We start from the raw sequence: 26,052 nt of genomic DNA on the forward strand, positions 1-26,052 counted from the left end.
AGATTAAACGCCAAAATGAAGCCTATCGCTACACACTATAGTAAATAAACACTTAACAGTGCTAAAAATGCAGGTAATGCCTGAATAAAAAAGATTTTTTTACTGGCGGTCATGCCGCCATAGAGGCCAGCCACCAATACGCAACCCAGAAAAAAGCTCGCCAGTGGAACAAATAACGCTTCGGGCGCGCACAATGCCCAAAAAAGACCGGCTGCTAAAAAACCATTATATAAGCCCTGATTTTGTGCCATCACTTTGGTGATTCGGGCTTTTTCAGGCGTATTTCCAAAGGCTTTTAAGCCATAAGGCCGATCCCACAAAAACATTTCGACCACCAGAATATAAACATGCAGCAGTGCAATCAGCGCAATCAAAATCAGTGCAAGCATGGTGTCCCTTCTTGTTTATTGTATTCAATGTGATAACGCTCACTATAGCCATATTAGATGATTGCTGAACAGAATAAATTGTGAACCTGATCGTTTTGATACTTATGAAAGCTCTAGCTGACTGAAAATAAATACCAAATGACGCTGACACAAAAAGTTACATGAATACGTTACAAATTGTGTAAAAAATCACAAAAAATTCTTTTTTTAAACAGTCAAACACGATTTGAGTGATTAATATAAATACAGCTTATTGACGTGTTTGCTCCAAAAACACGTGAGAAATCCAACAACTATTTACTCAATAAGGACACAATAATGGATAACACTATCAATCGCACATTTGTTAAAACAATTTCTTGGGCCAGTATCTTTGCAGGTGTACTCGCTGTACTTGCAATCTCCTTTTTGCTTTCATTACTCGGCGCTGCGCTTGGATTTTCTTTACTCGACCCGATGTCGCACGATGACATTTCCAATGGCTCTGGTACTGTGGTGACCATTTGGACGCTCATCTCGTTACTGGTCAGCCTTGGCATTGGTGCTTATCTGGCGGGTAAGTTCGCAGGTTTAGATGGTGGCATGCATGGATTTTTGGTCTGGGCATTATCACTGCTCATTGGTCTGATCTTAAGTATCATGACTTTAAACAGTGCAGTTAAAACAACAGCCAATACAGTCGGCTCAATTGCCAGTGTGACCGGAACACTCGCCTCTGGTATTGGCAAAGGCTCGGTCGAACTGATTAAAGAAAACAATATTTTAGACAACGTCATTCCCTCTATCTCTGACCTGACCGATGGCACTGATTCTAAAATTGCTCAAGCGCTTGAAAAAAGTAAGGTGCCGGAGCTTCAACCGAATTACTTAAGTTCACAAGTTGACTGGGCGAAAAAACAGACGGAAGAAGCCGTGAAACAAGTGGCGCTGAATCCGAGTCAGTACAAAGAAATCACTAAAAATCTGTTAACCACTATCGAGCAGCGCGTACAAACCATCAATGCTGCCATCAGTAAAGACGATGTGAAAAAAGCCATTATGGCCAACAATCCATCATTTACCGCTGCTGAAGCTGATCAAGCCGCAGAAAACTTTATGCAGGCACGTACTCAAGCCACGGTTAAAGTTCAAACCTTCTTTAACGATTTGACCGTCAACATCAATAATTCAGAGAAAAAATACGAACAGTTAAAAGAGCAAGTCCGTGAGCAGGCTGCTGCTGCTGCCAAAGCGGCTGCCAAAACTGCGTTGTGGTCGTTCATTGGATTGTTTATTGGAATGCTGGTTACGATTTTTGCAGGTCGTTTCGGTGCAACTGCATATCGCCGCTAATTAAATAATCTAAGTTTGCCTCATGGTACGGTGTGCCGTGCCATGACGGATCTCAGTATGATGGTTTCTCCTGCCAATCAGACACTCCGACACAAAATGTCGCACAAAAATGAAAAGTTTGGGCTTGAACATTTTTCATGCGCTATCATATACCTCTTTTAAAAATTCATTTTAGGATCGATTTATGAGCCAAAGCCATATCCGTATTCGAGGTGCACGTACCCATAACCTAAAAAATGTGTCTCTCGATATCCCACGTGATAAATTTGTGGTGATTACGGGACTCTCAGGCTCTGGCAAGTCATCTCTTGCATTTGATACGCTTTATGCCGAAGGCCAACGCCGTTATGTGGAATCGTTATCGGCTTATGCGCGTCAGTTTTTATCGCAAATGGAAAAACCTGATGTCGATGCAATTGAAGGCCTCAGTCCTGCAATTGCCATTGAGCAAAAATCGACAAGCCATAACCCGCGTTCGACTGTGGGAACCATTACCGAAATTTATGACTATTTACGTTTGCTCTATGCACGCGTCGGAACGCCCTATTGTCCAGAACACGATTTGCCGATGGTGGCACAAACCGTTTCCGAAATGGTCGATGCAGTCAAAGCCTTAGAAGAAGGTACAGCACTGATGCTGCTGGCACCTGTGGTACGTGAGCGTAAAGGTGAATATTCACAGCTCTTTGAACAACTACAAGGTCAAGGCTTTGTGCGGGCTCGTGTTGACGGTGAAATTGTCGATATCGATGCGGCACCTGAATTAGATAAAAAGAAGAAACATACCATTGAAGTGGTCGTGGATCGTTTTAAAGTACGCGATGACTTGGGCAACCGGATTGCAGAATCGTTTGAAACTGCACTGCGCCTCGGTGGCGACTTGGCTATTTTATCGTGGATGAACGCCGAACAGCCCGATCGTGTATTTTCGGCCAAACACTCCTGTCCGGAATGTGATCGTGCTGTGGCAGAGCTAGAACCACGGATGTTTTCTTTTAATAATCCGTTTGGTGCTTGTCCAGTCTGCGATGGCCTGGGCACGCGCAGCCATTTTAGTGCAGAAAAGCTGATTCCAGATCCGAGCTTGTCACTGAGTCAAGGTGCGGTACGCGGTTGGGATCGCCAGCGCCCGTATTATTATTCGATGCTGCAAAAAGTGGCGGAGCATTTTGAGTACTCGCTCGATACACCGTGGAATACGCTTGAAAAAGAGGTACAAAAGAAATTCTTATACGGTACCGGTAAAGAAAAAATCGATTTAAGTTATATCGATGAACGTGGCCGTCGACATAACCGCGTCATGCCATTTGAAGGCATTTTAACGCATCTCGAACGCCGTTACCGTGAAACCGAAAGTAATTATGTGCGTGACGATCTGGCACAGTATTTGTCAAATGCTGCATGTGATGCCTGTGGTGGATCTCGTCTGAATGAAATTTCCAGAAATGTGAAAGTGAAAGACAAAACCATTGCACATATTACCCAGATGTCGATTGGTGATGCCGAACAGTATTATCAAGATTTGAATCTTGAGGGTGCTAAAGGCGAAATTGCCGATAAAATTTTTAAAGAAATTCGTGAACGTCTGCACTTTCTGGTGAGTGTCGGTTTGAACTATTTGAGTTTGGCTCGTTCAGCCGAAACCTTGTCCGGCGGTGAAGCACAGCGTATTCGACTGGCCTCACAAATTGGTGCTGGCCTGATGGGTGTCATGTATGTGCTGGATGAACCTTCGATTGGTTTGCATCAGCGTGACAATGACCGTCTGCTACAAACCCTGATTCGCTTACGTGATTTGGGCAATACCGTGCTGGTGGTCGAGCACGACGAAGACGCAATCCGTGCGGCCGATCATATTATTGATATCGGGCCGGGTGCTGGGGTGCATGGCGGTGAAATTATTGCCGAAGGGACAGCCGATGAACTGAAAAAGCATCAGGACTCTCTCACTGGGCAATACCTCTCAGGCGCGCTTAAAATCGCCGTGCCAGCGCAGCGTTTGAGTTCACCTACACCAGATCAGACCATTAAACTGTGCGGTGCAGCCGGACATAACCTTAAAAATGTGGATTTAACAATTCCCCTAGGCATCATGACCTGTGTGACGGGTGTGTCGGGTTCGGGCAAGTCGACCCTCATTAACCGGACCTTGCTGCCATTGGCTGCCACTCAGTTAAATGGGGCCACCACGCTTACCGCAGAAAAATTTGATTCGATTAATGGCTTGCAGCATTTGGACAAGGTAGTAGATATCGATCAGAGTCCGATTGGCCGTACCCCACGTTCAAACCCGGCCACCTATACCGGATTGTTCACCCCTATTCGTGAGTTATTTGCACAGACGCCAGAAGCCAAGGCACGTGGCTACGCGGCTGGTCGCTTTTCATTTAATGTTAAAGGCGGTCGCTGTGAGGTTTGTGAAGGTGACGGCATGATCAAAGTGGCAATGCACTTTTTACCCGATATGTATGTACCGTGCGATGCCTGTCATGGCAAACGTTATAACCGTGAAACCTTGGAAGTGACCTACAAAGGTAAAAATATTTCTGACGTACTGGAGATGACGGTAGAAGATGGTGCCGAATTCTTTAGTGCCATTCCGGTGATTCACCGTCGTTTGGAAACCCTCACCCAAGTGGGGCTGGGCTATATCCGTTTAGGCCAAGCAGCCACCACACTCTCTGGTGGTGAAGCGCAGCGTGTGAAACTGGCACGTGAGCTGGCCAAACGCGATACGGGCAAAACCCTGTATGTGCTAGATGAACCGACGACTGGCCTGCATTTTCATGATATTGCCAAGCTGCTCGACATCTTGCATGAGCTTCGCAACAAAGGAAATACCATTGTGGTGATTGAGCATAATCTGGATGTGATTAAAACCGCAGACTGGGTGATTGATCTTGGGCCAGAAGGTGGTGCGGGTGGCGGTCAGATTATTGCCGAAGGTACACCAGAACAAGTGGCCGAAGTGGAGATTTCGCATACGGGGCGTTTCTTAAAGCCGATGTTGAGTTAAGTTAAGCCACCATTTCGTTTCTATAAAGGGTGAATAAGGTCGACTTATTCATCCTTTTTTTATAGTTAAATAATCATTATGAAAGCGCTACTTCCACCCGATTCTTTCCTTTGGCTTTCGACTGGAGTAAGGCGGTATCGGCTTTTTGAAATAACGTCAGCCAGTTTTCTGCTCCTACCGCTACTCCCATACTCACCGATACATCAATCTGTAATTCAATCGAAATAACCTCAATTTGGGCACGGATCATTTCTGCGACATCAAGCGCATCATTTCGTGCGATTCGCTCAATCAAAAGTAAGAATTCATCTCCACCATATCGCACCACCAGATCAAATTTTGATTCGTGAGCCATGAGTTGCCGAGCTACCGCTTGAATCACATGATCGCCTGCAATGTGTCCGTGTTGATCATTGATTTCTTTAAAAAAATCGATGTCCAGTATTATCAAGCATAAATCTGACCACGGTGCCGTTCTAGCTCCCAAATAGGCATTAAGGGCCTTACGGTTTGCTACACCACTTAAGGTATCGGTATGGGCAATTTTGCGAAGCTTGAGCTCGAGTTTATCTTTTTCCACTAAAACGTCTCTCAGCCTCGCAATTGCGTCAAAGAGCTCGACAAATTCACCATGTACGCGTTTACTTTTTGATTTTTGGCGCAGCGGCGTCTGTGGATCGAACAAGTGTAAAACTTCTTCGCGGGCTTGAATTAATGGCGATAAAATATAACGCTCAATATAGTGTAGCGTTAGCACAGACACCAGTAGAGACAACAAAGACAATATCACAGTGGTAATAAATTTTTGTTTTGCTTCTGCCTGCTGTGTAGTCGCCTCATCGAGTGTTTCTTTAACCAAATAGCTTTGTAATTCAATAATTGCACTAAATTTTTTCACAAGATGTTCGGTCAGTTGCGTTGCCGTGAGTGAATACGGTTGTTTGCGGTCACTTTCTTGAATCAGGCCAGATACCAATCCAATTCCTTGATCGAGAAATTGGATTTTCACTTGATGGTATAAATAATTATATTCCGCAGTACGCGGATATTGTGTCTGCAATGTATCGATCATTTTCCATAGGTATAGCGCCTGATACTGGGTTTGCAATGATCTTGCACGGTTTTCTTCAGGAATTTGTTGTTGATAACTAATCGAGGCAATGATATTTGAGGCCACTCGCCCAGACTGATCACGAAGATCTGAAACCAATAAAATTAAAATCATATTTCGAAACAATTCGTCATTTTGTTGATCGGAATTGATGATCTTCATTTTCAAGGCTTCACGATAATAATCCCACGCATTAAACATTTGTTTTACAGCACGATCATATTGTTGAAAACTTTTTTGTTCGGGCTGGGTCTGTGCATAACGATCGACGGACAGACGAGCTAAATTTAAATTTGGTTGTGCTTTCGTGATTAAATAATCTGCAATTTCTTTATTATCGTTTGAGCGCAGCAATTGAATTGTCGTGTTCAAAGATTGATCAACCTGAGCACGATAATCAAGTAATTGTGCACGTCGCTGATCGATTTGCTCTGGCGGACTAGACATCAGTTTATTGGCAAATGCACGTTCTTTAGAAATATGATTGGCACCCTCAGAAAGTGCTTTTAATAATTTAATTTCAATTAAAGCATCATTACTTTGCTGGTATTGCTTATAGCTGCTCAAAATAAGTGGAATTGCAATTACTAAAAAACAAAGTATTAAAATGAAAACAAAAAAGAATAAACGATGACGTATTGATGAATTGGCTTTAGTGGAAGTAAAAACAATTTGACGCTGAGGATCTATTTTTTTTGACTTCACTACATTTATTTTTTGCTGATTATGTCACCATAGTTTAACTGAAGTTGCTTAAAATTTGTCAAGAACTTGTCATAGTGAAACGATACGAGCACCGAAGCTCTGAAATCATCGTGTTTCTCAATCATAATTATAAAAATAAACAATTTTGCAAATGATGAAAAATTCCGCATCATACACTTAAGGATTAAATCATGATGTTTTTAGCTTCCTCTAAGGATGTTCTCCCAATCAAATAACATCCTTTTCGCCTAGTGACCCCTCTTGAGCACTAGGCTTTTTTTTGTCTGAATAATTGTCACGTTCCACACAATTGACACATTCAAAAGCAAAAAAATACCCAGTTTTAGGGAAAACCGGGTGAGTTGAATAATACAATCGACAGCGTTACAGAACGATAGAGGGATCATCCATTGCATTCGACGTGTATTATCAGCAAAAACAAGTACTACCCAATCAAACTACCACAATAATGATAAACAATCAACATATTTAAAATATATTGAGATTTAAATCACATTAAAACCTATTTAATTTCAGTCAGATATTCATATTCAGTTACCAATATGTAACAATGTAAAAATAGGTAAAATTAAGATTTAACTTTAAATAAGCTTCACTTTAGTAAAAATATGTGACATAAGTCACATTAAAATTACTTTTAAAGTAAGTTTTTACCGATAATTTAAATAATAACCATCTATTTTTACAATCGAAAAAACGATGTATATTTAACCAAAATGTAATATTTATTGCTTCATTTTCCATCTAGTCGATTGTTATACAGACTATTTTTCAGGTTGACACGACTCAATTTAACTGTATTTTTTTTGTGCAATATTTTTAAGTGTTTTTTTGAGCAACAGATGCCAGGCTGAAGACACATTGACTAAATAAATTGTTACAATAGAATGACCACAGCTTAATCTCTTGTTAATGCTGGAAACTCTTATGAAAAAACTCGGTTTAGCCACTGCTTTATTACTCGCCATGACCGGCGCTCAAGCGTATCAAGTTGAAGTTCAAGGTCAATCTGAATATGTAGATACGACTGCAAACGACAAAAACTTCACTGGTGACGTTGCTGGTACTTTCTATTTGAAAGATGTTGATGCGTCTAAAGGGCCTTTAGCCGAAGCCGCGTTCTTGAACCAAGCATCTAGCGTATCGCTTGGTTATAGCTACCAGCAATATGACCAAAACAACGGTCTTAACTACCACGTAGGTACTTACGGCGTGAAGGGCGAAACATACATCCCTACGCCATACCTACCAGTATACGCAAGCGCAACTTATAACCATACTGACGTTGATGGTAAAAATGCGATTTCTCGTGATGACAACGGTGACCGTTATGCATTAGAAGTGGGTGCAATGTTGCTTCCTAACTTCTTGATGAGCGTAGGTTACACAAGCGTTGCAAACCAGTTTGCATTAGATAACTTTGGTATCGTAAACAACGGTATTTATTCTGCTGTGAACCAAACTGCTGCGATCCAAAACGATCAAGACGCAGTAACAGCTCGTGCAAAATATGTTGGTCCAATCGATGGTACCAACATGGCAATCGGCTTTGAAGCTGCTGGTGCATTTGGTCAAGAAAACCAATACGGTTTAAAAACTGACCTTTACCTCACACCTAAGTTGAGCGTTGGTGCAACCTTCATCGGTAACGATGGCGAAGCAAACATCAAAGGTCAAGACCTTGGTGAATTCCGTCAAGCATGGGGTGGTAACGTAAACTACTTCGTTACTCCAGCAATCTCTGTTGGCGCATCGTACATCAAAGCAGATGCTAAAGGTTCTGCATTCGATACGCAAACAATCGGTTTAAATGCAAAAGCTCGTTTCTAATCGAAACTGAACTACGCATAAAAAAGGACTCATTTGAGTCCTTTTTTTATTGCTTCAATTAGTTGATGGTTTGGCTGCGCATCACATTTAAGAAATACAGGTGGCGTTCATACTGATCGATAATATCTTGAATCAAATCTTCTTCAGTCCAGTCCATCACATCATAGTTTTGCCCGCCCTCACGTAAAAACACTTCAGCCTGAAAATATTTATCGGTAGTTTCCTGCTCGGATTGCAGCATGAAACTTGGTGGAACTGTTTCACGTGAAACCACATGATAGATAAAATTAATTTCATTGTGATGATCCACTTTGAGCATCAAGCCTTCGTCGGTTTCATGAATCTGTACCATTAACTGACGGCGCTTAAATTCGCGCTGCAAGTTATGAAAAGCATCTTTTACGCGGCCTTGAATAAATGCATCCACGTCTGCTTTAGCGTGTGGATAATGCATGATCAGCCCAAGACGTTGCTGCCAGCTTCGTGGATTCTGAATGGCCCGCGGTGTGGTTCTTGCTTCCTGAATCGCCTGCATTTTGGTGGAGTCAATCCGTAATGCCTTGATCAGTCCCCAGCAAATGAACAGCATGATGACCGTAAATGGTAAGGCGCTCATGATAATCGCAGACTGTAAGGCATTGAGTCCGCCAGCGAGCAGCAGCACAATCGACAGCCCCGCCATCACCACAATCCAGAAAAGACGTTGCCACACCGGTGAATCATCCGTCTTGGCGGTAAGATAATCCACCACCAAAGCCCCAGAATCGGCAGAGGTCACAAAAAATAAAATGATCAACACTGTGGCCAATAAGCTCATCGGTCCAGCAAATGGCAATGAATTTAGAAACTCAAATAAAGCCACGGATGAATCACGTTGCACCGCCGCCAACAGCATCTGATTGCCTTCATGCAAAATACTGTAGAGTCCTGCGTTGCCCATAAAGCCCATCCAAATCAGAGTAAAACCTGTTGGAATCAGCATGACACCGACAATAAATTCGCGAATGGTTCGTCCACGAGACACCCGCGCAATAAACATGCCGACAAAAGGTGACCATGAAATCCACCATGCCCAGTACATGATGGTCCACCCACCAATCCAGCCATTGGGTTGATAGGCATACAGATTGAAGGTCATTTCAAATAAATTAGAGATGTATTGTCCGGTGTTTTGAACCGTGGTTTGTAATAGATAAATACTTTGGCTGGCAAAGAATACAAATGCCAGTAAAACCAGAGCCAGTATCAGATTCAGCTCGGCCAGACGCTTGATGCCCTTATCGAGACCAAATCCGACAGAAAGACCCGCCATGGCACTGACCACAATAATCAAAATAACTTTGGACCACGCTGTTGATTCAAAGCCAAATAAATAATTTAAGCCTGAACCAATCTGGGTGACACCAAAGCCCAATGTGGTGGCCACACCAAAAATCGTTCCGATTGTGGCAAAGGTATCTACGGCATCACCAATGGGGCCATGAATTTTTTTACCAATCAGCGGATATAAAGACGAGCGTATTTTTAAGGGTAAATCATGCCGATAGGCAAAGTAAGCCAGCGAAAGAGCGACGATGGCATAAATACCCCATGCATGTAGCCCCCAGTGGAAAAAGGTCACCCGCATGGCCTGCTGTGCTGCCAGTACCGTTTCAGGCTGTCCCGAAGGCGGGCTCACATAATGCATGATCGGCTCGGCAATACCGAAAAACATCAGGCCAATCCCCATCCCCGCTGTAAACAGCATGGCAAACCATGACCGATTACTGTAGTCGGGTTGGCTATGATCGGGCCCGAGTTTGATCTTACCGCTCGATGAGCAGGCAATAAACGCCAAGATGATTAGAAACAAAGCCACGGACAACACATAGAACCAACTAAAGGATTCTGTGATCCAGTTTTTGAGCTGCTGGGTCAGAAACTCAAATGAATCTGGCATTAATAAGACAATCGCCAGAAAGATCGCAATAATGATGATCGTACTGACAAATACATTTGGATTAATATTTGCAAACCTAGATGAGGTTTTGGAAGGCATACATCCCCCATATTTTTTTTGATAAAAACCAACGACAACGATGTGTCAGAAAAATTCACTGTCGTGAAAAGCAAAAAGGCGCATTAAGCGCGTTATTATTGTATAGCCTGCTGAAAAATAAAGAAGTTACAGAGCTGTAACAGGCTATGTATCGTCGTGATGATTTTTTTCTGGCAAATGCGAAATATATTGCAATGCCACCAGACGTGACACCACCACGGCCAAGAACATCACGCCCATAAACATTTGAAGAATTGAAATTACCCGTGCCGCAGGGCTGATCGGAAAAATATCGGAAAGTCCGGTAGCCGATTGTAAACTAAAACTCAAAAATAATAGGTCTAACCAGCTTTGTAAGCCCTGATGATCGGGTTTACTAAAACTCATCGGCACCAACAACTGGCAAATGTTGTATAAAAAGGCAAACCCCCATGCAATGAGTGTAAACACTGCCCCTGCTGCAAATAGCTCATCTTTGGTTAGATATCGGTCTGCAAACATATAGCGCAATAAGCCATAGGCCGCATAGAAATAAGCACATGCCTCGAACCCATGCGTCAGAATCTGAATTGAAACCTGATTAAAGCCCAGTAAAATCAAGACTGAAAAAAAGAGTGCGCCCAACACAAAAAATAAGCCCGTGAGAGTAAATACACTGGTTTCACGAATGACTCGACCAATCAATAAAAGTGCCAGTACCCCCAAAATCCAAGTCAGTACACGATAGGCACCATGATCATAAGTAAAAAAAGACAAAATCAAAATGAACAGTTGCACCACCAGTAGCCAAGCCGAAGGCAGTAAACGGAAATGTTGTTTGAAATCTTGAGCAATCGACATAAAAAGAGGCGTCCCGTTCTTGTTGTTTTCATCTGAGCGAATGTCTGAATCTTGTCGTGTGCTTTAGCAAGTCGTCAAGTGATTTTATAGAGGAAAGCGGAAATAGATCACGTTTTATGACATAACATTATCAAACTGCACTATTTGACCCGAAATAATCGGTGCATACTCAAAAGTATCAATGAAGCGAAGAGGGCTTTATATGCATATCAAAACAACACTCATGGGCTGCTGCATGGCCTCGCTGCTGTTTGTCGGATGCAGCAAAATCAATCCGATGCTAGAGCAGCATCCAGAATATATTGGTCAGTGGAAAAGTAGTCACAGTAGTTTGGTGATTGAAAAAACCGGGCAAGTGGATTATCGGCAGAACGTGACTCAGGAACAAAAAACGCCAGATCACGATTTGAAATATGCTGCCAAGTCAGACTTAAAAGCCAGTATCAGCGACTTTAATGCACAGCAGTTTCAGATCGGTCAAGGCGAATTTAGTCAGGTGTTCAAAATTGATCGCGCGCCGTATCAGATGAATCAAAAATGGCATATGCAGCTTAACGGCGATGTATACACCAAACAATAAAAAAAGCGCCAACGGCGCTTTTTTCATGTGTCTGACAGATGCACCTTAGTGATCTGAAGCACCCGAAATTCCAATACCGGTCATTGAACGCACATACTGCGCATCAAATGCTTTACGTTCTGCTTTGGCACGGGCCGAATTATCAGTCACCGAGAACAACCAGCAGCAAATGAACGACAACGGCATTGCAAAAATTGCTGGGCCATTAAACGGATTGATCGGTGTATCTGAGATTTTAAGTGTGTCTACCCACACGGCTTTAGACAGAATAATCAGGACCACAGCCGTCGTCAGGCCAACCACGCCACCAATCACGGCGCCACGTGTGGTTAAACCTTTCCAGAACATTGACAATACAAGCACCGGGAAGTTCGCACAGCACGCCACAGAGAAGGCCAAGCCAACCATGAAAGCAACGTTTTGTTTTTCAAACAAGATACCCAGAATCATGGCGAAGATTGCCAAGCCCAATGTTGCGATTTTTGACATACGCAATTCAGATTCTGGTGTGGTTTGACCTTTTTTGAATACGTTGGCATACAAGTCATGTGAAATTGCAGATGCACCCGACAAGGTCAAACCTGCCACTACAGCCAAAATGGTTGCAAAGGCAACAGCAGAGATAAAGCCCATGAACAGATCGCCACCGAGTGCATCACTCAAGTGAACCGCTGCCATGTTGTTTCCGCCGACCAATTCAAGCTTACCTGTTACTGCTGCTTTGGCAACATCAAGGAATTGCGGATTGTTCGAAACAAACAGAATCGCACCGAAACCAATAATAAACGTCAGCAAGTAGAAGTAGCCAATAAAGCCAGTCGCCACCACTACAGATTTACGCGCTTCTTTAGCATCTTTTACCGTAAAGAATCGCATCAAAATATGTGGCAGACCCGCTGTACCAAACATGAGCGCTAAGCCAAGAGAAATCGCATCAATTGGGTTGGCGGCCAGTTTCCCTGGTCCCATAATTTTTGCTGCCTCTTCCATGCTGATACTACGCACATTGGCATAAACATCGATGGCTTGGGTAAACATGTTACTGAAGCTAAATCCAACCGCTTTCATCACCATAAACGCCATGAAGGTTGCACCAGACAGCAACAGTACCGCTTTGATGATTTGTACCCATGTGGTCGCCAACATGCCGCCAAACATCACGTAGGCCATCATGAGTAAACCCACAATTACAACCGCAATGTTATAGTTCAAACCGAAAAGTAGTTTAATGAGCTGCCCTGCACCCACCATTTGCGCAATCAGATAAAACGCCACTACCACAAGCGAGCTAAAAGCTGCCAAGGTACGTACTGGTTTTTCTTCCAAACGAAATGACACCACATCAGATAAATTGTATTTACCCAAATTACGTAAACGCTCTGCGATCAAGAACAATACGATTGGCCAGCCCACCATGAAACCCAGTGAATAAAGCAAGCCATCGAAGCCTGAGCTAAAGACTAAAGCGGAAATTCCCAAGAACGATGCCGCAGACATGTAGTCACCGGCAATCGCCAAACCGTTTTGAAAACCTGAGATTCCGCCACCTGCCGTGTAGAAATCTTTGGTATTGGTGGTTTGTTTGGCTGCCCATTTGGTAATGAACAAGGTTGCACCGACAAACATCACAAACATGATAATTGCGTGCCAGTTGGTGGCCTGTTGCTGCGCTTCGCCCAAATCAGGCCCCGCAACTGCGAGGGTTGACATCAGCAAGCTGATTGCCATCAGTGCTGGCGCTTTAAATGAAGTCCATTTCATCTTAGTGCAGTCCTTTCTCATGAGTGATGTTCTCAACTTCTCTCAATGCAGCTTCATTGAGATGGTCAAGGCTGTTGTTGGCGATATACGAATACACACCGCACAAAACAAATGACAGAACAATAATGCCAAGACCAAGCGGGATACCCCAGGTGGTGACACCGCCACTAAAAGAGCTCATTAGAAACTCTTTGTTGTATCCAACCAACAGCATAAAGCCCACATAGACCACCAGCATAATGATGGTAAGAGTCCAACTGAGTGTGGCTTTTTTGCTGACCATTTTTTTAAATTTTGGATTCTGTAGAATTCTTTCTACCTGAACGTCATCCATAATCTGCTCCTTTTACCGCGGCCATCGTCGGACGCTTTTTGTAATCCTTTTTCTTCACGCTATAACGTTAGCAATGTTGTATGAGGTTCGTAACTTAGACTTTGGTCGCTAAATTTTAATCAACATGCAGGGCTTTAAAGTGGCTTAAGGTATGATAGGCCTGTGTTTTCATAGATTCGATCGCATGAACAGCTGGCTTATTATCGGCGGACTCGCCCTCTATATTTTAGTCTTATTTCTCTGCGCTTTTTTTGGTGAGCGGCATGCCAGCCGTTTAGGGCCTCGCGGACGAATGCTGCTGTTTAGCCTGACACTGGGTGTATATTGTTCATCTTGGACCTTTTACGGCGCCACGGGTGCCGCTGTGCGAGACGGTATTATTTTCCTGCCCATTTATCTGGGCCCCCTGATTTTTATCTGGTTTGGCTACGATATTTGGCGACGCCTAGGCCGTGTTCGCCAGCACCATGCTGTCTCATCGATTGCCGACTTTATTGCTGCACGGTACGGTAAAAGCGGGACCTTGGCTTCACTGGTGACCATTTTGGCGGTGATTGCGATTATTCCGTACTTAGCGTTGCAATTGCGTGCCGTGGCATTGAGTACTGCGGTGATTTTAGATCAGGCCACCGATCATTTGACTACGGCCACCAATAGCGTATTGCTCCTGACCGGCATATTGGCTTTGCTGGCCATGATGTTTGGTACACGGCAAATTGCCAATACCGAACAACATGGCGGTCTCATGCTGGCAGTCGCCTTTGAGTCATTTGTCAAGCTGTTTGCCCTGCTGTGCGTGGCGGTTTTTTTTCTGATTGAATCACCCGCCAATATGCGACAAGTGAGTGAAGATGTTGCCAAAACCTTTCACAATGTACAGATGTTTGGTGTACCAGAAACCTTCTGGATTCAAACGCTACTTGCCGGACTGGCCATTATTTGTTTACCGCGGCAGTTTCATGTGGCGGTGGTCGAGTTACGTGACGAAAAACATATTCGCGGTGCGCGCCGCTGGTTTGCGGTGTATTTAATTTTAACCACCGTGGCAATTATTCCGATTGCCAGTTGGGCACTGCATGCATCACCTAATTTTTTAACTATTCCAGATGTGGCAGTACTGTCACTGCCATTAAGTTTTAATCAGGATTGGCTCAGCTTACTGGCATTTTTGGGAGGTTTTTCGGCATCAACCGGCATGCTTCTGGTATCGTCAGTGGCTTTGTCGATTATGCTCAGTAACGATCTGATCATGCCGGCGCTCTGGCGCCTAAATTTATTATCCAGACACGATAAACGCTTACCACAATTTTTAAAGCTCACCCGACGTATTTGTATTTTGGCTGTGATGCTACTCGGGTTTTTATTTTTCCACTTTTTTAATGATATCGATCAGCTTTCAGTCTTTGGCTTACTGGCCTTTAGTGCAGTAGCACAATTTGCGCCCTCACTTATTGGAGGTTTGTACTGGCGCGGTGGAAGCCGTCAAGGCGTATATGCCGGACTCATTGTCGGTTTTTTTATGTGGACCTATACCCTGCTGTTCCCGACAATTTTAAGAAGCCTTCCAGACGCCTATCAAGCCTTCGCGCATCAGGTGCTGGTATTTGGTCCTTTTCACTTAAACCTCTTGCGCCCTGAGGCTTTGCTTGGCTTCGAATCTTTTGCGCCACTGACTCACGGGGTGATCTGGTCATTGGGCCTCAACACCATTTTGTATGTCTGGATTTCCAAGATTTATCGCCCCAGTGTGGCAGAGCAGATTCAGGCGGAAAGTTTCTTTTACTACGAAACCAAGCCTTTACCATCGCATCACACCTCAACAGATATGAGCTATCTGCATCACGATGCGGCTCGGCTTAAAGTGGGTGATTTGATTACGCTGGCCAAACGCATTACCGGTGAAGGGCCAACACAACAGGCCTTCAAACAGTTTTGTGAGCAAAATGATGTGCTGCTTAATCCCAACAGCGTCGCCAACGGCATGTGGTGGCGCTTCACCGAGCAGTATTTGGCGGGCACGATTGGGGCGGCATCTGCACGGACATTACTCACCACCGCCATGGTTAATAATGGACTGGCCTTGGGTCAGGTGGCCAATATTTTGGACCAAGCCTCGCAGTGGCAGCGCTTTAACCAGAATTTGCTCATGACCATGATCGATCACATGACCCAAGGCGTGAGCGTGGTCGATGAAAATATGTGTCTGGTGGCATGGAACAATCAATATTTAAAGCTGTTTGATTACCCGAAAGATCTGGTGTACGTCGGCTGTCCAATTGCCGATCTGATTCGTTATAACGCCGAACGCGGTGAATGCGGACCAGGCTCAATTGAAGAACATGTACGTAAGCGAATTCACTGGATGAAAGTGGGCAGCGCACACGAATTTGAGCGGATTCGTAAAGATGGCCGTGTCATTCAAATGCGCGGTAATCCTATCGAAGGCGGTGGCTTTGTTACCACCTTTGCCGACATTACGGCGTTTCGTGAAAATGAAGCGATTTTGGAAGCACGGGTCAGTGATCGTACCCAACAGCTTGAAACCGCTTTGGCCGAGCAACAGCTCGCACGTGAACAGGCCGACAAGGCCAATATGTCGAAAAGCCGCTTTATTGCTGCAGCCAGTCATGATCTGCTTCAGCCCATGCATGCTGCGCGTTTGTTTAGTACTGCATTAGAGCAAAGTGTGTCTCGTGAGGACGATCGTAAAACGCTCCAACAGCTTGATCGAGCGCTACATGGTGCCGAAAGCATGTTGTCGGCATTGCTCGATATTGCACGTCTTGAAGGCGGCTCATTGCAGCCCAAACGACAGTCTTACCCACTGCATGATTTATTGAGCGATCTCGAACTACAATTTAAGTCGATTGCAGCGCAGCGTAATATTCGCCTGAATGTCCACGATGCCAAATTCTGGATCGATACCGATCCACAGTGGATTCGTCGGATTATTCAAAACTTTGTCAGTAATGCCTTACGCTACACCGCCAAGGGCCGTGTGGTGGTGGGCGTGTTACGCCATAGCACCCGACCACAGCATATCCGTATAGGGGTATGGGATACAGGCCCTGGTATTGCAGAGGAACAGCGCATCAAACTGTTTCAAGAGTTTGAACGCTGCGGCCATACTTCGCCTTGGGGTGAACAAGGTCTAGGATTGGGTCTGGCGATTGTACAGCGTATGACCAGTTTGCTCGATCATCCGGTCGAGGTGTACTCCCAAATTGGTCAAGGCTCATGCTTTATCATTGAGGTACCTACCGTAGATGCGCCTAAAGTGATGGCACCGCAAGCACAGGCGATTCCCCTAAAAACCAAAGCTTACCGGATTTTATGTTTAGACAATGACGAAACCATTTTGGAGGGGATGAGTACGCTGTTGTCGAAATGGGGGTATGAAGTCTTTAAAGCCACAGAACCCGAACAGGCCTACACCTTGATTCAACAGCATAATATTCAGGTCTGGTTGATCGATCAGCATCTGAACAACCAGCAACTCGGCCTCGACTTTATTTTGCAGCATCGACAAGATCAGGTTCCGGTTGCACTGATTACCGCAGACTCAGATCCGGAGCTGCCACAGCGACTCAAAGAGCTCAATGTGATGTTACTCAAAAAGCCACTTAAACCGGCCGGATTACGGGCATGGTTATCTGGCTTGAAAATTTCATCTCCAACTCGCTAAAACGCTTGGCTCTACCTACCCGCTTCAGGCCATTTTTTGCAAGAAATGACCTGAAGCCATGCCACATAGACGAATGGTTGGCAAAAGTGTTCAGATAGCGCGCTTTTTTTTGGCGATTGATTGATCAAATCCAGCAAAGTACGAGTGACTATGGCAAAGTCTGACCTTTTTGTAAATGAACACTGCCATAGTTAGTTACAATTCAATAATGATTTGAAAAATAAAACTTTTATCATAAAAATAGCCATTATAAAACTTTAGTCTAATATCTATTGCATTCCAAAAAACTCATAACAGTGAAAAGCAGCCCACATCAACCCGATCGGTTGATCTCTTGCAGATATAAGAAAGGACATTCGTCATGATTACCTCAGATGATGCAGCTTCATTCGATCTACACAGTTCACAGCAATTTTATCGTGAATACAGTGCCAATGCCCTGTTACCCGATATCGATTGGAACGTTTTGTTTCCACACAGTAAACTCAAAGCAGAACACAAACAGGCCCTCGATACCATATACCGCAGTGTTGTGCCACTGGCCTTGCAAGTGTTTGATGAGTTACAGCTCGACGTGTTTGAACCGGCCATGTATCGCCCACAAGGGCTCGGATTATTTGAAAAACTTGCCCAAAAAGAAGAAGATCTCCTGCAACAGCTTGAATCGGAAGGCAACATGCTAGATGAAAAAATCCGCCATCAAATGTGGAGCATGTTACTTCGTGGCGGTGCGGTGTTGGTGTTTAAAGCATGGCTTGGACGAGTCAAACACGGTCATGAAGCACTGGATATGTCGCAGTTTGATGAACTATCGGATCTACTTTTTATCAAGACAGCACCTAAAAAGCTGGCCCAGCGCTTGAATGTCGACATGCGTGCCGAAGATGATCATATCTTTTTAATGTATGGCGACGATATCTTTCTGGATCGATTCAACAGCCTCGAAACGGCGGCCTTGTTTGTCGATTTAGGGGTGTATGATGCCACTTTTTTGAGCCTGCGCGATGATCGAGTGGCCGAGTACCTCAAACAAAAAGGTTATGTGACTCAAGATCAAATCGATGAACTGCACTGTGCGCTCAATCCGCTGTACTGTGACAACATTACCACCAAGCAAGACTGTCTGGCTTAAATTTTTGACCATAAAAAACAGGGGATTTTCCCCTGTTTTTTACATATACACTTCAATAGTTAAAGTCTTTTGTCTTCAATATTTAGGGCATTAATCGCCAATACCGCTTGGGTACGATTTTGTACGCCCAATTTACGGAAAATAGCGGTCACATGCGCCTTAATGGTCGCTTCTGAAACATCTAATTCATAGGCAATTTGTTTATTGAGCAAACCTTCAGCCACCATCATTAAAACGCGAAACTGCTGCGGCGTCAGCGACTGAATACGTTCGGCCAGTTCGGTTTCATCTGCAGCGCGCGGATCGAAACTTAAATTATTAGGTAAGTTGGGTGGCAACCAGATTTCACCTTCCAGCACATGGCGGATGGCTTCGCCAATATGACTTGGATGCGCAGATTTTGGAATATAACCCATGGCACCATGAGCAATCGCACGCTGGATAATCGAGGTCTCTTCATGTGCAGACACCACAATAATCGGTAGCGACGGATATTGCGCACGCACATGCACCAGCGCAGAAAAGCCCGATGCACCCGGTAAGTTTAAATCCAGCAATACCAGATCTGGCTCTGCTCCACTTTCTAAGCGCTCGTAAAATTCATTGACTGCTGCAGTTTCATAAATTTGAGCTTGAGGCAGACTGTATCGCACCGCCTGAATTAGGGCATGGCGAAACAGAGGATGATCATCGACGATTAAAATATTCATAAGCGAAACGAGAGATCTCTGGCGCAGTATCTTGATTTTACTCATACTGCTGGCTTTAAGGATAGAACCATATTACCCAATTTTTATATAAAATGTCGGTTAAGCCGTTAGATTTCAGTATTTTTTTCGTTTTTTCAAAATCGCTTAAAGCTTAGTGATTATTGTTATAATTTTATTAAAAATACTGAAGACCTTATCTTAAAGAAGAAAATAAAATAAATTCATAGGGTTAAAATAGCCTTTATACACCGATGAATGCATGTGCCAATATAGAAGAAAAAACGATAAGGTTTCACAATTTGATTATTTTACCTGAGGCTGGAAATACCGATTAATAGGATCAATTGTTTTATTTGCTATTTAGGTTGATCATGCCACAACATTCAAATACTCAAAAACCACTCAATATTGTTGCCGTTTCTGGCGGTTTAAATCATCCATCTAAAACTGAAGCGCTGGTTCAAGAAATTCTAAATGAGCTGGCCGATGCAACCCCGATTCAGGTGCATTTTATTAAGTTTAGCGAAATCGGTCATTTGCTTGGCGGTGCGATTTACCGTAACCAGCTTCCCCAGCGCGTGCAAGACGATCTCGCCAAGGTTGAAGCAGCCGATGCCTTGATTGTAGGTACGCCGGTATACCGTGCATCTTTTACTGGCCTGTTTAAGCATTTTTTTGATTTCGTTGAACAAACCGCGCTGGTCGATGTCCCTGTTTTGCTGGCAGCCTCAGGTGGTAGTGACCGCCATGCCCTCGTACTTGAACATCAGCTACGCCCATTGTTTAGCTTTTTCCAAGCCCAAACACTGCCAATTGGGGTCTACGCCACCGATCGCGACTTTGCGAAAGACTATAGCATTCAAAGCGATTTACTTCGTGACCGTATCACGTTGGCTGTGGCACGTGCATTGCCTATTTTGGAATGGGCACCTGCCAAAGGCCAGCGCGCCGAGGTGGTCAAAGACAAAACGGCACAGGCCAACCAAAATCTGGGCATCAACAAACAAATCGAGCAGGACGAAGTTTTGCCATCGGCTGCGGTTCCCAATCTGGACGCTGCCGAATCTCTCTTGCATCCTAAAAATTTAAAAAGCAACGTGGCCTAAGCCGTACCGTTTATGAGAAGGAGTTTTGCCATGAGTCAATCAACTGCACCCATCAAATTTGCGTACTGGGTCCCCAATGTCAGTGGTGGACTCGTGGTCAGCAATATCGAACAACGAACTGACTGGAGCTACGAATACAACATTAAACTGGCTCAGGCCGCAGAAGCAAATGGCTTTGAATATGCCCTGACCCAGATTCGCTTTACTGCGGGCTACGGCGCAGAGTATCAGCATGAATCGGTGAGCTTTAGTCATGCCTTATTGGCCAAAACCGAAAAACTTAAAGTAATTGCGGCCATATTACCCGGCCCATGGAAACCCGTACTGGCAGCCAAACAACTGGCGACCATTGACTATCTCACGCAGGGGCGTATTGCCATCAATGTGGTGAGTGGCTGGTTTAAAGGTGAGTTTGATGCCATTGGCGAACCATGGCCAGAGCACGATCAGCGCTATGCACGCTCTGAGGAATTTATCCGCAGCCTCAAGGGCATTTGGACACAAGACAATTTTAGTTTTGACGGCAAGTACTATCAGTTTCAAAACTATACCTTAAAGCCAAAACCGCTACAGCAACCGCATATCGAAGTCTTTCAAGGAGGCAGCTCACGGGCAGCACGTGATATGGCTTCCCGGGTATCGGACTGGTATTTTACCAACGGCAATAGCGTCGAGGAAATTCAAAAACAAGTACACGATATTCGCAGCAAAGCCAAGGCCAACCAGCATCAGGTTAAAATTGGAGTAAATGCCTTTATTATTGCCCGAGATACAGAACAAGAAGCGCAAGCCGTATTACAGTCAATTATTGATCAGGCCAATACCGAAGCGGTACATGCCTTTGGCGATGCCACACGTCAGGCGGGAGCTGCCAGCCCCGAAGGTGAAGGAAACTGGGCCAAGTCGACCTTCGAAGATTTAGTGCAGTATAACGATGGCTTTAAAACCAATCTGATTGGAACACCGCAGCAAATCGCAGAACGCATTGTTGCCTTGAAACATGTGGGGGTTGATCTGATTTTGTCTGGGTTTTTACATTTTATCGAAGAAGTCGAGTATTTCGGACAGCATGTGTTGCCACTGGTACGCGAACTGGAGCAGCAGCAGGAAATCACCGCCAAATCTGCTTAAGGAGAAATTATAATAATAACGTGGTGGTACATACATCTTTACCCTGAGACTCGGCTCGGGGTATTTTTTATTTTAAAAATGCTGTAACGCAATCATTCGTCAAAACACAATAACTCATGAGATAACGAAGCCCAACAATTTTACCTCAATCTGACATGGTATCGAGGGATATTCCCATTTAACCTAAAAACATCGCATCATCAAAACGAGAATAAACCATGAAACAAGCGTTGCTGATCATTGATGTACAAAATGACTATTTTGAAGGTGGTGCAATGACACTGGCGGGCCCAGACCAAGCGCTCAGCCAGATTAATCGTCTTGAAACGTATTTTGTCGAGCAGAATTTACCGGTTATCTATATTCAGCATATCAACCCACCAGAAGCCACTTTTTTTCGTCCCAATACATCTGGAGTCGAGTTACATGCCGGGCTCAAGCGCCAAGCTCATGCGATTGTCATTCCAAAAAACAAACCGAACAGTTTTTTAAATACCTCACTAGAAGACACCTTAAAAACCTTGGAGATTGAACAGTTGGTCATTACCGGCATGATGACGCACATGTGTATCGACTCCAGTACCCGTGCCGCAGCAGAGCGTGGCTATCAGCCGATTTTAATTGCCGATGCAACAGCAACACGCGATTTAACCTTTGAGGGTCACACCACACCCGCCGATGCCGTACAACATGCGTTTTTGAGTGCACTCACCACCTTTGCCGATGTTCAAAGCACCGCGGCTTTTTTACAAGCGCACGCTGCAACCTGAGATTCAACACCAAAGGTCATGGTTAGGAATAAAAACTAGGATGCGGAACTTTGCCAGTTAATACCCACTCCCCGACCTCTTGATATTTGTAATCGATTGGATCATGCAAGGTTTGGGTTCTTACATTTCGCCAGAAGCGATCCAGATTCAGCGCTGCTGTAGTCGCTCTGGCACCCATCACCTGAAACATATCTTGTGTGAGCATCAGCCCCGTGCGAGTCGCTGCAATTTTCGCTGTGGCCACCGCCACCGATACCTCACCCCGTTGCTGAGCACTCAAGTCTGGCCCTTCGTTCCACGCGTTTTGTAAGAGCGTACGGGCTTTGTTGGTCAGTAAGCGGACACTTTCAAGTTGCACGTAAAATTCGGCAAAATGCTTTTGAATATAGGGGTCATCTACACTTTGCGTTGCGCTTGACGTGGCCCATGCTTTTTGATGTTGCACCGCCTGATGCGCGACTTTAAAAGCGCCCTCTGCGACGCCCAAAAACAAATGTACAAAAATCAACTGCGCAATTAAAGGCCTCAGGCTCGAATACGGTGTACTCAGTGGCCCGGGATTGAGCAGTAATTCATGCTTTAAAATCTTGACCTGTTCAAAATGAGTGGTGCCGCTGTCTGTCTGGCGCTGCCCCATGTTATTCCAGTCGCCTAAAAAACGAATACCGTCACGTTGCGTGGGCACTACCGCAATCAGCAGTTTATCCTCTTGGTTATAACCCGAACAAAGCAGCATGTCTGAATCGATTGAACCCGAACAAAAACTTTTTTCACCCTGAAAAATAAAAGTATCGTCGTTGAGCTGTTGCACCTGCGTACGCCGATCTAGCGGATTCAGAGCATTGCCCCAAAAGAGCTGTTGCTGAGCGGTCTGGCGAAACCAGCTCTCATACTGCTCGGGCTGGGCAAAAAGCTGAACCGTGGCAATCAGTAAGTGGTGAAAACCATAGACATGCGCCAGAGAACTATCGACCTGTGCAATCAGTTGAATGGTCTTAAAAATTGTTTCCCAGTCGGCTCCCTGCCCACCATATGCTTTGGGAATTGAGAGCGAGAGTAGTCCGCTAGCCCGAATCAAATCACGCTCAATTTTGGCCGTGCCCCCTTGCTTGTCCCGTACGGCTGCGGTTTTCTCAAACGCTGCCGCCAAGCCTTGAGCTTGTGCCAAGGGATCAAATGTCTGTGCAAAATAAGGTTGATTCATGCGCAAATCCGAAGGACCAAAACAAGGTCTAAGCCTAGCAAATCTCTGCCCACTGCTTTATGCAAATTTAGGCATAGCTTTGCTCAAAACAATAAAATAAAAACACCTCCTGCTCACTTAAGCAGGAGATGCTGTCAGTACTTAAGTGGCTGCTTTCGACGCTGGGTATACCGTATGAATCAGATGTTCAACCACGGCGGGATCTGCCAAGGTGGAGGTATCGCCCAAGCTGTCTAGCTCATTTGCCGCAATTTTTCTTAAAATGCGCCGCATGATTTTTCCAGAGCGGGTTTTGGGCAAAGCAGGTGCCCAGTGCAGCGCGTCTGGAGTGGCAATCGGTCCCAGTATTTTTCGCACCCACTGTACCAGCTCTTGACGTAATTCTTCAGACTCTTCCACACCTGCCTGTAGCGTCACAAAGGTACAAATGCCTTGCCCTTTAATGTCATGCGGCATACCCACCACCGCAGCCTCAGCCACATGCGGATGCGCAACCAGTGCACTTTCGATCTCGGCTGTACCCAAGCGGTGCCCCGAAATATTCAACACATCATCAACTCGTCCGGTAATCCAGTAGTAACCGTCTTCATCACGACGTGCACCATCGCCGGTAAAGTAACGCCCGGGAAAGGTCGAGAAATAAGCTTCAATGAACCGTTTCGGATCGCCCCAGATGGTTCGCATCTGTCCCGGCCAAGCATCTTTAATCACAAGATTGCCTTCGGCAGCCCCTTCAATTTCATGTCCGTCACCATCTACCAGTGCAGGTTGCACACCAAAAAATGGACGTGTAGCCGAGCCCGGTTTTAGATCGGTTGCACCCGGAAGTGGTGCAATCAAAATTCCGCCAGTTTCGGTTTGCCACCAAGTATCGACCACTGGACAGCGTCCCTCTCCCACCACGTTGTAATACCATGACCACGCTTCCGGATTAATCGGCTCACCCACCGTGCCCAGCAGTCGTAAACTGCTCCGATCACTTTCACGTACATAGGCATCGCCTTCACGCATCATGGAGCGTATTGCCGTTGGGGCAGTATATAAAATGGTGACCTTGTGCTTATCGATAATATGTCCAATTCTGGCCCACGTCGGATATTGCGGTACACCTTCAAACATCAGCGTACTGGTACCGTTCGACAGTGGCCCGTAAATCAGGTAACTGTGCCCCGTGATCCAGCCCACATCGGCAGTACACCAATACACATCATCTTGCTTGATATCAAAAACTTCTCTAAATGTGGTGGTGGCGTACACCAAGTAGCCACCTGTGGTATGCAGAACACCTTTGGGTTTACCCGTCGAGCCGGAGGTATACAAAATAAATAACGGATCTTCTGCATTCATGGGTTCGGGTGGACACACATCATTCACTTCGGTAATCACCACGTGATACCAAAGATCACGCCCCTCTTGAAAGCGAACCGGATTACCTGTGCGATGAACCACGATCACATGCTCAACCGACTCGGTTCCCTTAACTTTTAGGGCTTCATCGACACTTTCTTTTAATGGCAGTAACTTCCCGCCACGCATACCGGCATCGGCAGTGATCACCAGTTTAGCCTGACAATCTTCTATCCTGCTGGCGAGCGAATCGGGTGAAAAACCACCAAATACCACACAATGCACCGCACCAATCCGTGCGCAGGCCAACATGGCGATCGCCGCTTCAGACACCATTGGCATATACAACACCACACGGTCGCCCTTTTCGATGCCATATTTTTTTAGCACGTTGGCAAAACGGCACACCTCTTCATACAGCTCTTTGAAAGAAATAATTTTATGCCGTGATGGATGATCGCCTTCCCAAATGATGGCAGGCTTGTGCGGATGTGTTTTAAGATGTCGATCCAGACAGTTGGCACATACATTTAATTGCCCGTCGGCAAACCATTCGATTTTAAAATCATCGGCCGCGTAATTGGTATTTTTAACTTGTGTAAATGGCTTGATCCAATCGACATTTCGGGCTTCTTCTGCCCAGAATCCATCAGGATCATCGATTGATTGCTGATAGCGCGCCAAATAATCGGCTTCAATGGTTCGGGCTGTTTTTTTAAACTCTTCTGGTACTGGATAGATTTCATTCATAGTATCACTTCCTTGATTTTTAGGCCCCATCACGAGGCTTTTTTAACCGACACTGTGTTTGATCTTTTTTTGTTGTTGCTGATGCAGTATCCACACACGTGGTTGGGCCTGACAATACGCATTTGGTCGTATATTTTTCAACCTATCAGATTCGAAACAATTTAAACACCCAAAGATTCAACATTTTTTGTATGTTGGTTGTAGTATTTCTTGAAGACATTCATACGATTGCCTGTATCCGCATCTATCTTGACGTTTCA

Annotated in this window: 18 protein-coding genes; 9 read left to right on the plus strand and 9 right to left on the minus strand. The window is 44.9% G+C overall.

What is annotated here, in order from left to right; translation table 11 throughout:
• Positions 1 to 35 precede the first annotated feature (35 nt).
• Positions 36 to 389, minus strand: a complete 354-nt coding sequence (locus Aso01_RS03635) for a DUF1304 domain-containing protein (protein WP_004934026.1) — start codon at positions 387 to 389, stop codon at positions 36 to 38.
• 318 nt (positions 390 to 707) lie between these two features.
• On the opposite strand from Aso01_RS03635, the gene Aso01_RS03640 reads away from it, so the two are divergent.
• Entirely contained in the window at positions 708 to 1,721 is a 1,014-nt protein-coding gene (locus Aso01_RS03640) for a hypothetical protein (RefSeq protein WP_004934022.1), read from the plus strand.
• A 184-nt stretch (positions 1,722 to 1,905) separates the two neighbouring features.
• Complete coding sequence (gene uvrA / locus Aso01_RS03645; protein ID WP_004934020.1) at positions 1,906 to 4,737, plus strand: excinuclease ABC subunit UvrA; 2,832 nt, start codon at positions 1,906 to 1,908, stop codon at positions 4,735 to 4,737.
• A 76-nt stretch (positions 4,738 to 4,813) separates the two neighbouring features.
• On the opposite strand, the gene Aso01_RS03650 is transcribed toward uvrA, so the two are convergent.
• Entirely contained in the window at positions 4,814 to 6,415 is a 1,602-nt protein-coding gene (locus Aso01_RS03650; RefSeq protein WP_228127965.1) for a GGDEF domain-containing protein, read from the minus strand.
• A 1,086-nt stretch (positions 6,416 to 7,501) separates the two neighbouring features.
• On the opposite strand from Aso01_RS03650, the gene omp33-36 reads away from it, so the two are divergent.
• Positions 7,502 to 8,404: a porin Omp33-36 gene (gene omp33-36, locus Aso01_RS03655; protein ID WP_004934013.1), complete on the plus strand. Its 903-nt coding sequence runs from the start codon at positions 7,502 to 7,504 to the stop codon at positions 8,402 to 8,404.
• A 58-nt stretch (positions 8,405 to 8,462) separates the two neighbouring features.
• On the opposite strand, the gene Aso01_RS03660 is transcribed toward omp33-36, so the two are convergent.
• Positions 8,463 to 10,442, minus strand: a complete 1,980-nt coding sequence (locus Aso01_RS03660) for a glycine betaine transporter (RefSeq protein ID WP_004934009.1) — start codon at positions 10,440 to 10,442, stop codon at positions 8,463 to 8,465.
• Positions 10,443 to 10,586: 144 nt separating this feature from the next.
• The gene (locus tag Aso01_RS03665; protein WP_004934007.1) at positions 10,587 to 11,282 is read right to left on the minus strand and encodes an ion channel; all 696 of its coding nucleotides are present in this window, start codon (positions 11,280 to 11,282) and stop codon (positions 10,587 to 10,589) included.
• Between the two features lie 202 nt (positions 11,283 to 11,484).
• On the opposite strand from Aso01_RS03665, the gene Aso01_RS03670 reads away from it, so the two are divergent.
• Positions 11,485 to 11,862: a hypothetical protein gene (locus Aso01_RS03670; RefSeq protein WP_004934005.1), complete on the plus strand. Its 378-nt coding sequence runs from the start codon at positions 11,485 to 11,487 to the stop codon at positions 11,860 to 11,862.
• Between the two features lie 45 nt (positions 11,863 to 11,907).
• On the opposite strand, the gene Aso01_RS03675 is transcribed toward Aso01_RS03670, so the two are convergent.
• Both Aso01_RS03675 and Aso01_RS03680 read right to left on the minus strand, forming a co-directional pair.
• A complete protein-coding gene (locus Aso01_RS03675) occupies positions 11,908 to 13,623 on the minus strand; it encodes a cation acetate symporter (protein WP_004934002.1) in 1,716 nt (571 codons plus the stop codon).
• 1 nt (position 13,624) lies between these two features.
• Positions 13,625 to 13,957 carry a DUF485 domain-containing protein gene (locus Aso01_RS03680; protein WP_004934001.1) on the minus strand — a complete coding sequence of 111 codons (333 nt, stop codon included), beginning with the start codon at positions 13,955 to 13,957 and terminating at the stop codon, positions 13,625 to 13,627.
• A gap of 184 nt (positions 13,958 to 14,141) precedes the next feature.
• Here Aso01_RS03680 and Aso01_RS03685 point away from each other — a divergent pair, with 184 nt between their 5' ends.
• Both Aso01_RS03685 and Aso01_RS03690 read left to right on the plus strand, forming a co-directional pair.
• A complete protein-coding gene (locus Aso01_RS03685) occupies positions 14,142 to 17,642 on the plus strand; it encodes a hybrid sensor histidine kinase/response regulator (RefSeq protein ID WP_004933997.1) in 3,501 nt (1,166 codons plus the stop codon).
• Positions 17,643 to 18,003: 361 nt separating this feature from the next.
• Positions 18,004 to 18,774, plus strand: a complete 771-nt coding sequence (locus Aso01_RS03690) for a hypothetical protein (RefSeq protein WP_004933995.1) — start codon at positions 18,004 to 18,006, stop codon at positions 18,772 to 18,774.
• A 59-nt stretch (positions 18,775 to 18,833) separates the two neighbouring features.
• On the opposite strand, the gene Aso01_RS03695 is transcribed toward Aso01_RS03690, so the two are convergent.
• The gene (locus tag Aso01_RS03695; protein ID WP_004933991.1) at positions 18,834 to 19,484 is read right to left on the minus strand and encodes a response regulator; all 651 of its coding nucleotides are present in this window, start codon (positions 19,482 to 19,484) and stop codon (positions 18,834 to 18,836) included.
• 371 nt (positions 19,485 to 19,855) lie between these two features.
• Here Aso01_RS03695 and msuE point away from each other — a divergent pair, with 371 nt between their 5' ends.
• From msuE to Aso01_RS03710, 3 genes are all read left to right on the plus strand, one after another.
• The gene (gene msuE / locus Aso01_RS03700; RefSeq protein WP_004933988.1) at positions 19,856 to 20,590 is read left to right on the plus strand and encodes an FMN reductase; all 735 of its coding nucleotides are present in this window, start codon (positions 19,856 to 19,858) and stop codon (positions 20,588 to 20,590) included.
• Between the two features lie 30 nt (positions 20,591 to 20,620).
• A complete protein-coding gene (gene sfnG / locus Aso01_RS03705; protein WP_004933984.1) occupies positions 20,621 to 21,721 on the plus strand; it encodes a dimethylsulfone monooxygenase SfnG in 1,101 nt (366 codons plus the stop codon).
• A 218-nt stretch (positions 21,722 to 21,939) separates the two neighbouring features.
• The gene (locus tag Aso01_RS03710; protein ID WP_004933982.1) at positions 21,940 to 22,491 is read left to right on the plus strand and encodes a cysteine hydrolase family protein; all 552 of its coding nucleotides are present in this window, start codon (positions 21,940 to 21,942) and stop codon (positions 22,489 to 22,491) included.
• A gap of 22 nt (positions 22,492 to 22,513) precedes the next feature.
• On the opposite strand, the gene Aso01_RS03715 is transcribed toward Aso01_RS03710, so the two are convergent.
• Both Aso01_RS03715 and acs read right to left on the minus strand, forming a co-directional pair.
• Positions 22,514 to 23,695: an acyl-CoA dehydrogenase family protein gene (locus Aso01_RS03715; RefSeq protein ID WP_004933979.1), complete on the minus strand. Its 1,182-nt coding sequence runs from the start codon at positions 23,693 to 23,695 to the stop codon at positions 22,514 to 22,516.
• Positions 23,696 to 23,836: 141 nt separating this feature from the next.
• On the minus strand, positions 23,837 to 25,792 hold the full coding sequence (gene acs, locus Aso01_RS03720) for an acetate--CoA ligase (RefSeq protein ID WP_004933976.1): 1,956 nt from the start codon (positions 25,790 to 25,792) through the stop codon (positions 23,837 to 23,839).
• Between the last annotated feature and the right edge of the window lie 260 nt (positions 25,793 to 26,052).

The organism is Acinetobacter soli, from assembly GCF_000760595.1.
Lineage (GTDB): Bacteria > Pseudomonadota > Gammaproteobacteria > Pseudomonadales > Moraxellaceae > Acinetobacter > Acinetobacter soli.

Excerpts from the sequence above, each read along its gene's own strand:
- Aso01_RS03635 (WP_004934026.1), bottom strand. The coding sequence starts at position 389 with ATGCTTGCACTGATTTTGATTGCGCTGATTGCACTGCTGCATGTTTAT.
- Aso01_RS03640 (WP_004934022.1), top strand. The coding sequence starts at position 708 with ATGGATAACACTATCAATCGCACATTTGTTAAAACAATTTCTTGGGCC.
- uvrA (WP_004934020.1), top strand. The coding sequence starts at position 1,906 with ATGAGCCAAAGCCATATCCGTATTCGAGGTGCACGTACCCATAACCTA.
- omp33-36 (WP_004934013.1), top strand. The coding sequence starts at position 7,502 with ATGAAAAAACTCGGTTTAGCCACTGCTTTATTACTCGCCATGACCGGC.
- Aso01_RS03660 (WP_004934009.1), bottom strand. The coding sequence starts at position 10,442 with ATGCCTTCCAAAACCTCATCTAGGTTTGCAAATATTAATCCAAATGTA.
- Aso01_RS03665 (WP_004934007.1), bottom strand. The coding sequence starts at position 11,282 with ATGTCGATTGCTCAAGATTTCAAACAACATTTCCGTTTACTGCCTTCG.
- Aso01_RS03670 (WP_004934005.1), top strand. The coding sequence starts at position 11,485 with ATGCATATCAAAACAACACTCATGGGCTGCTGCATGGCCTCGCTGCTG.
- Aso01_RS03675 (WP_004934002.1), bottom strand. The coding sequence starts at position 13,623 with ATGAAATGGACTTCATTTAAAGCGCCAGCACTGATGGCAATCAGCTTG.
- Aso01_RS03680 (WP_004934001.1), bottom strand. The coding sequence starts at position 13,957 with ATGGATGACGTTCAGGTAGAAAGAATTCTACAGAATCCAAAATTTAAA.
- Aso01_RS03685 (WP_004933997.1), top strand. The coding sequence starts at position 14,142 with ATGAACAGCTGGCTTATTATCGGCGGACTCGCCCTCTATATTTTAGTC.
- Aso01_RS03690 (WP_004933995.1), top strand. The coding sequence starts at position 18,004 with ATGATTACCTCAGATGATGCAGCTTCATTCGATCTACACAGTTCACAG.
- Aso01_RS03695 (WP_004933991.1), bottom strand. The coding sequence starts at position 19,484 with ATGAATATTTTAATCGTCGATGATCATCCTCTGTTTCGCCATGCCCTA.
- msuE (WP_004933988.1), top strand. The coding sequence starts at position 19,856 with ATGCCACAACATTCAAATACTCAAAAACCACTCAATATTGTTGCCGTT.
- sfnG (WP_004933984.1), top strand. The coding sequence starts at position 20,621 with ATGAGTCAATCAACTGCACCCATCAAATTTGCGTACTGGGTCCCCAAT.
- Aso01_RS03710 (WP_004933982.1), top strand. The coding sequence starts at position 21,940 with ATGAAACAAGCGTTGCTGATCATTGATGTACAAAATGACTATTTTGAA.
- Aso01_RS03715 (WP_004933979.1), bottom strand. The coding sequence starts at position 23,695 with ATGAATCAACCTTATTTTGCACAGACATTTGATCCCTTGGCACAAGCT.
- acs (WP_004933976.1), bottom strand. The coding sequence starts at position 25,792 with ATGAATGAAATCTATCCAGTACCAGAAGAGTTTAAAAAAACAGCCCGA.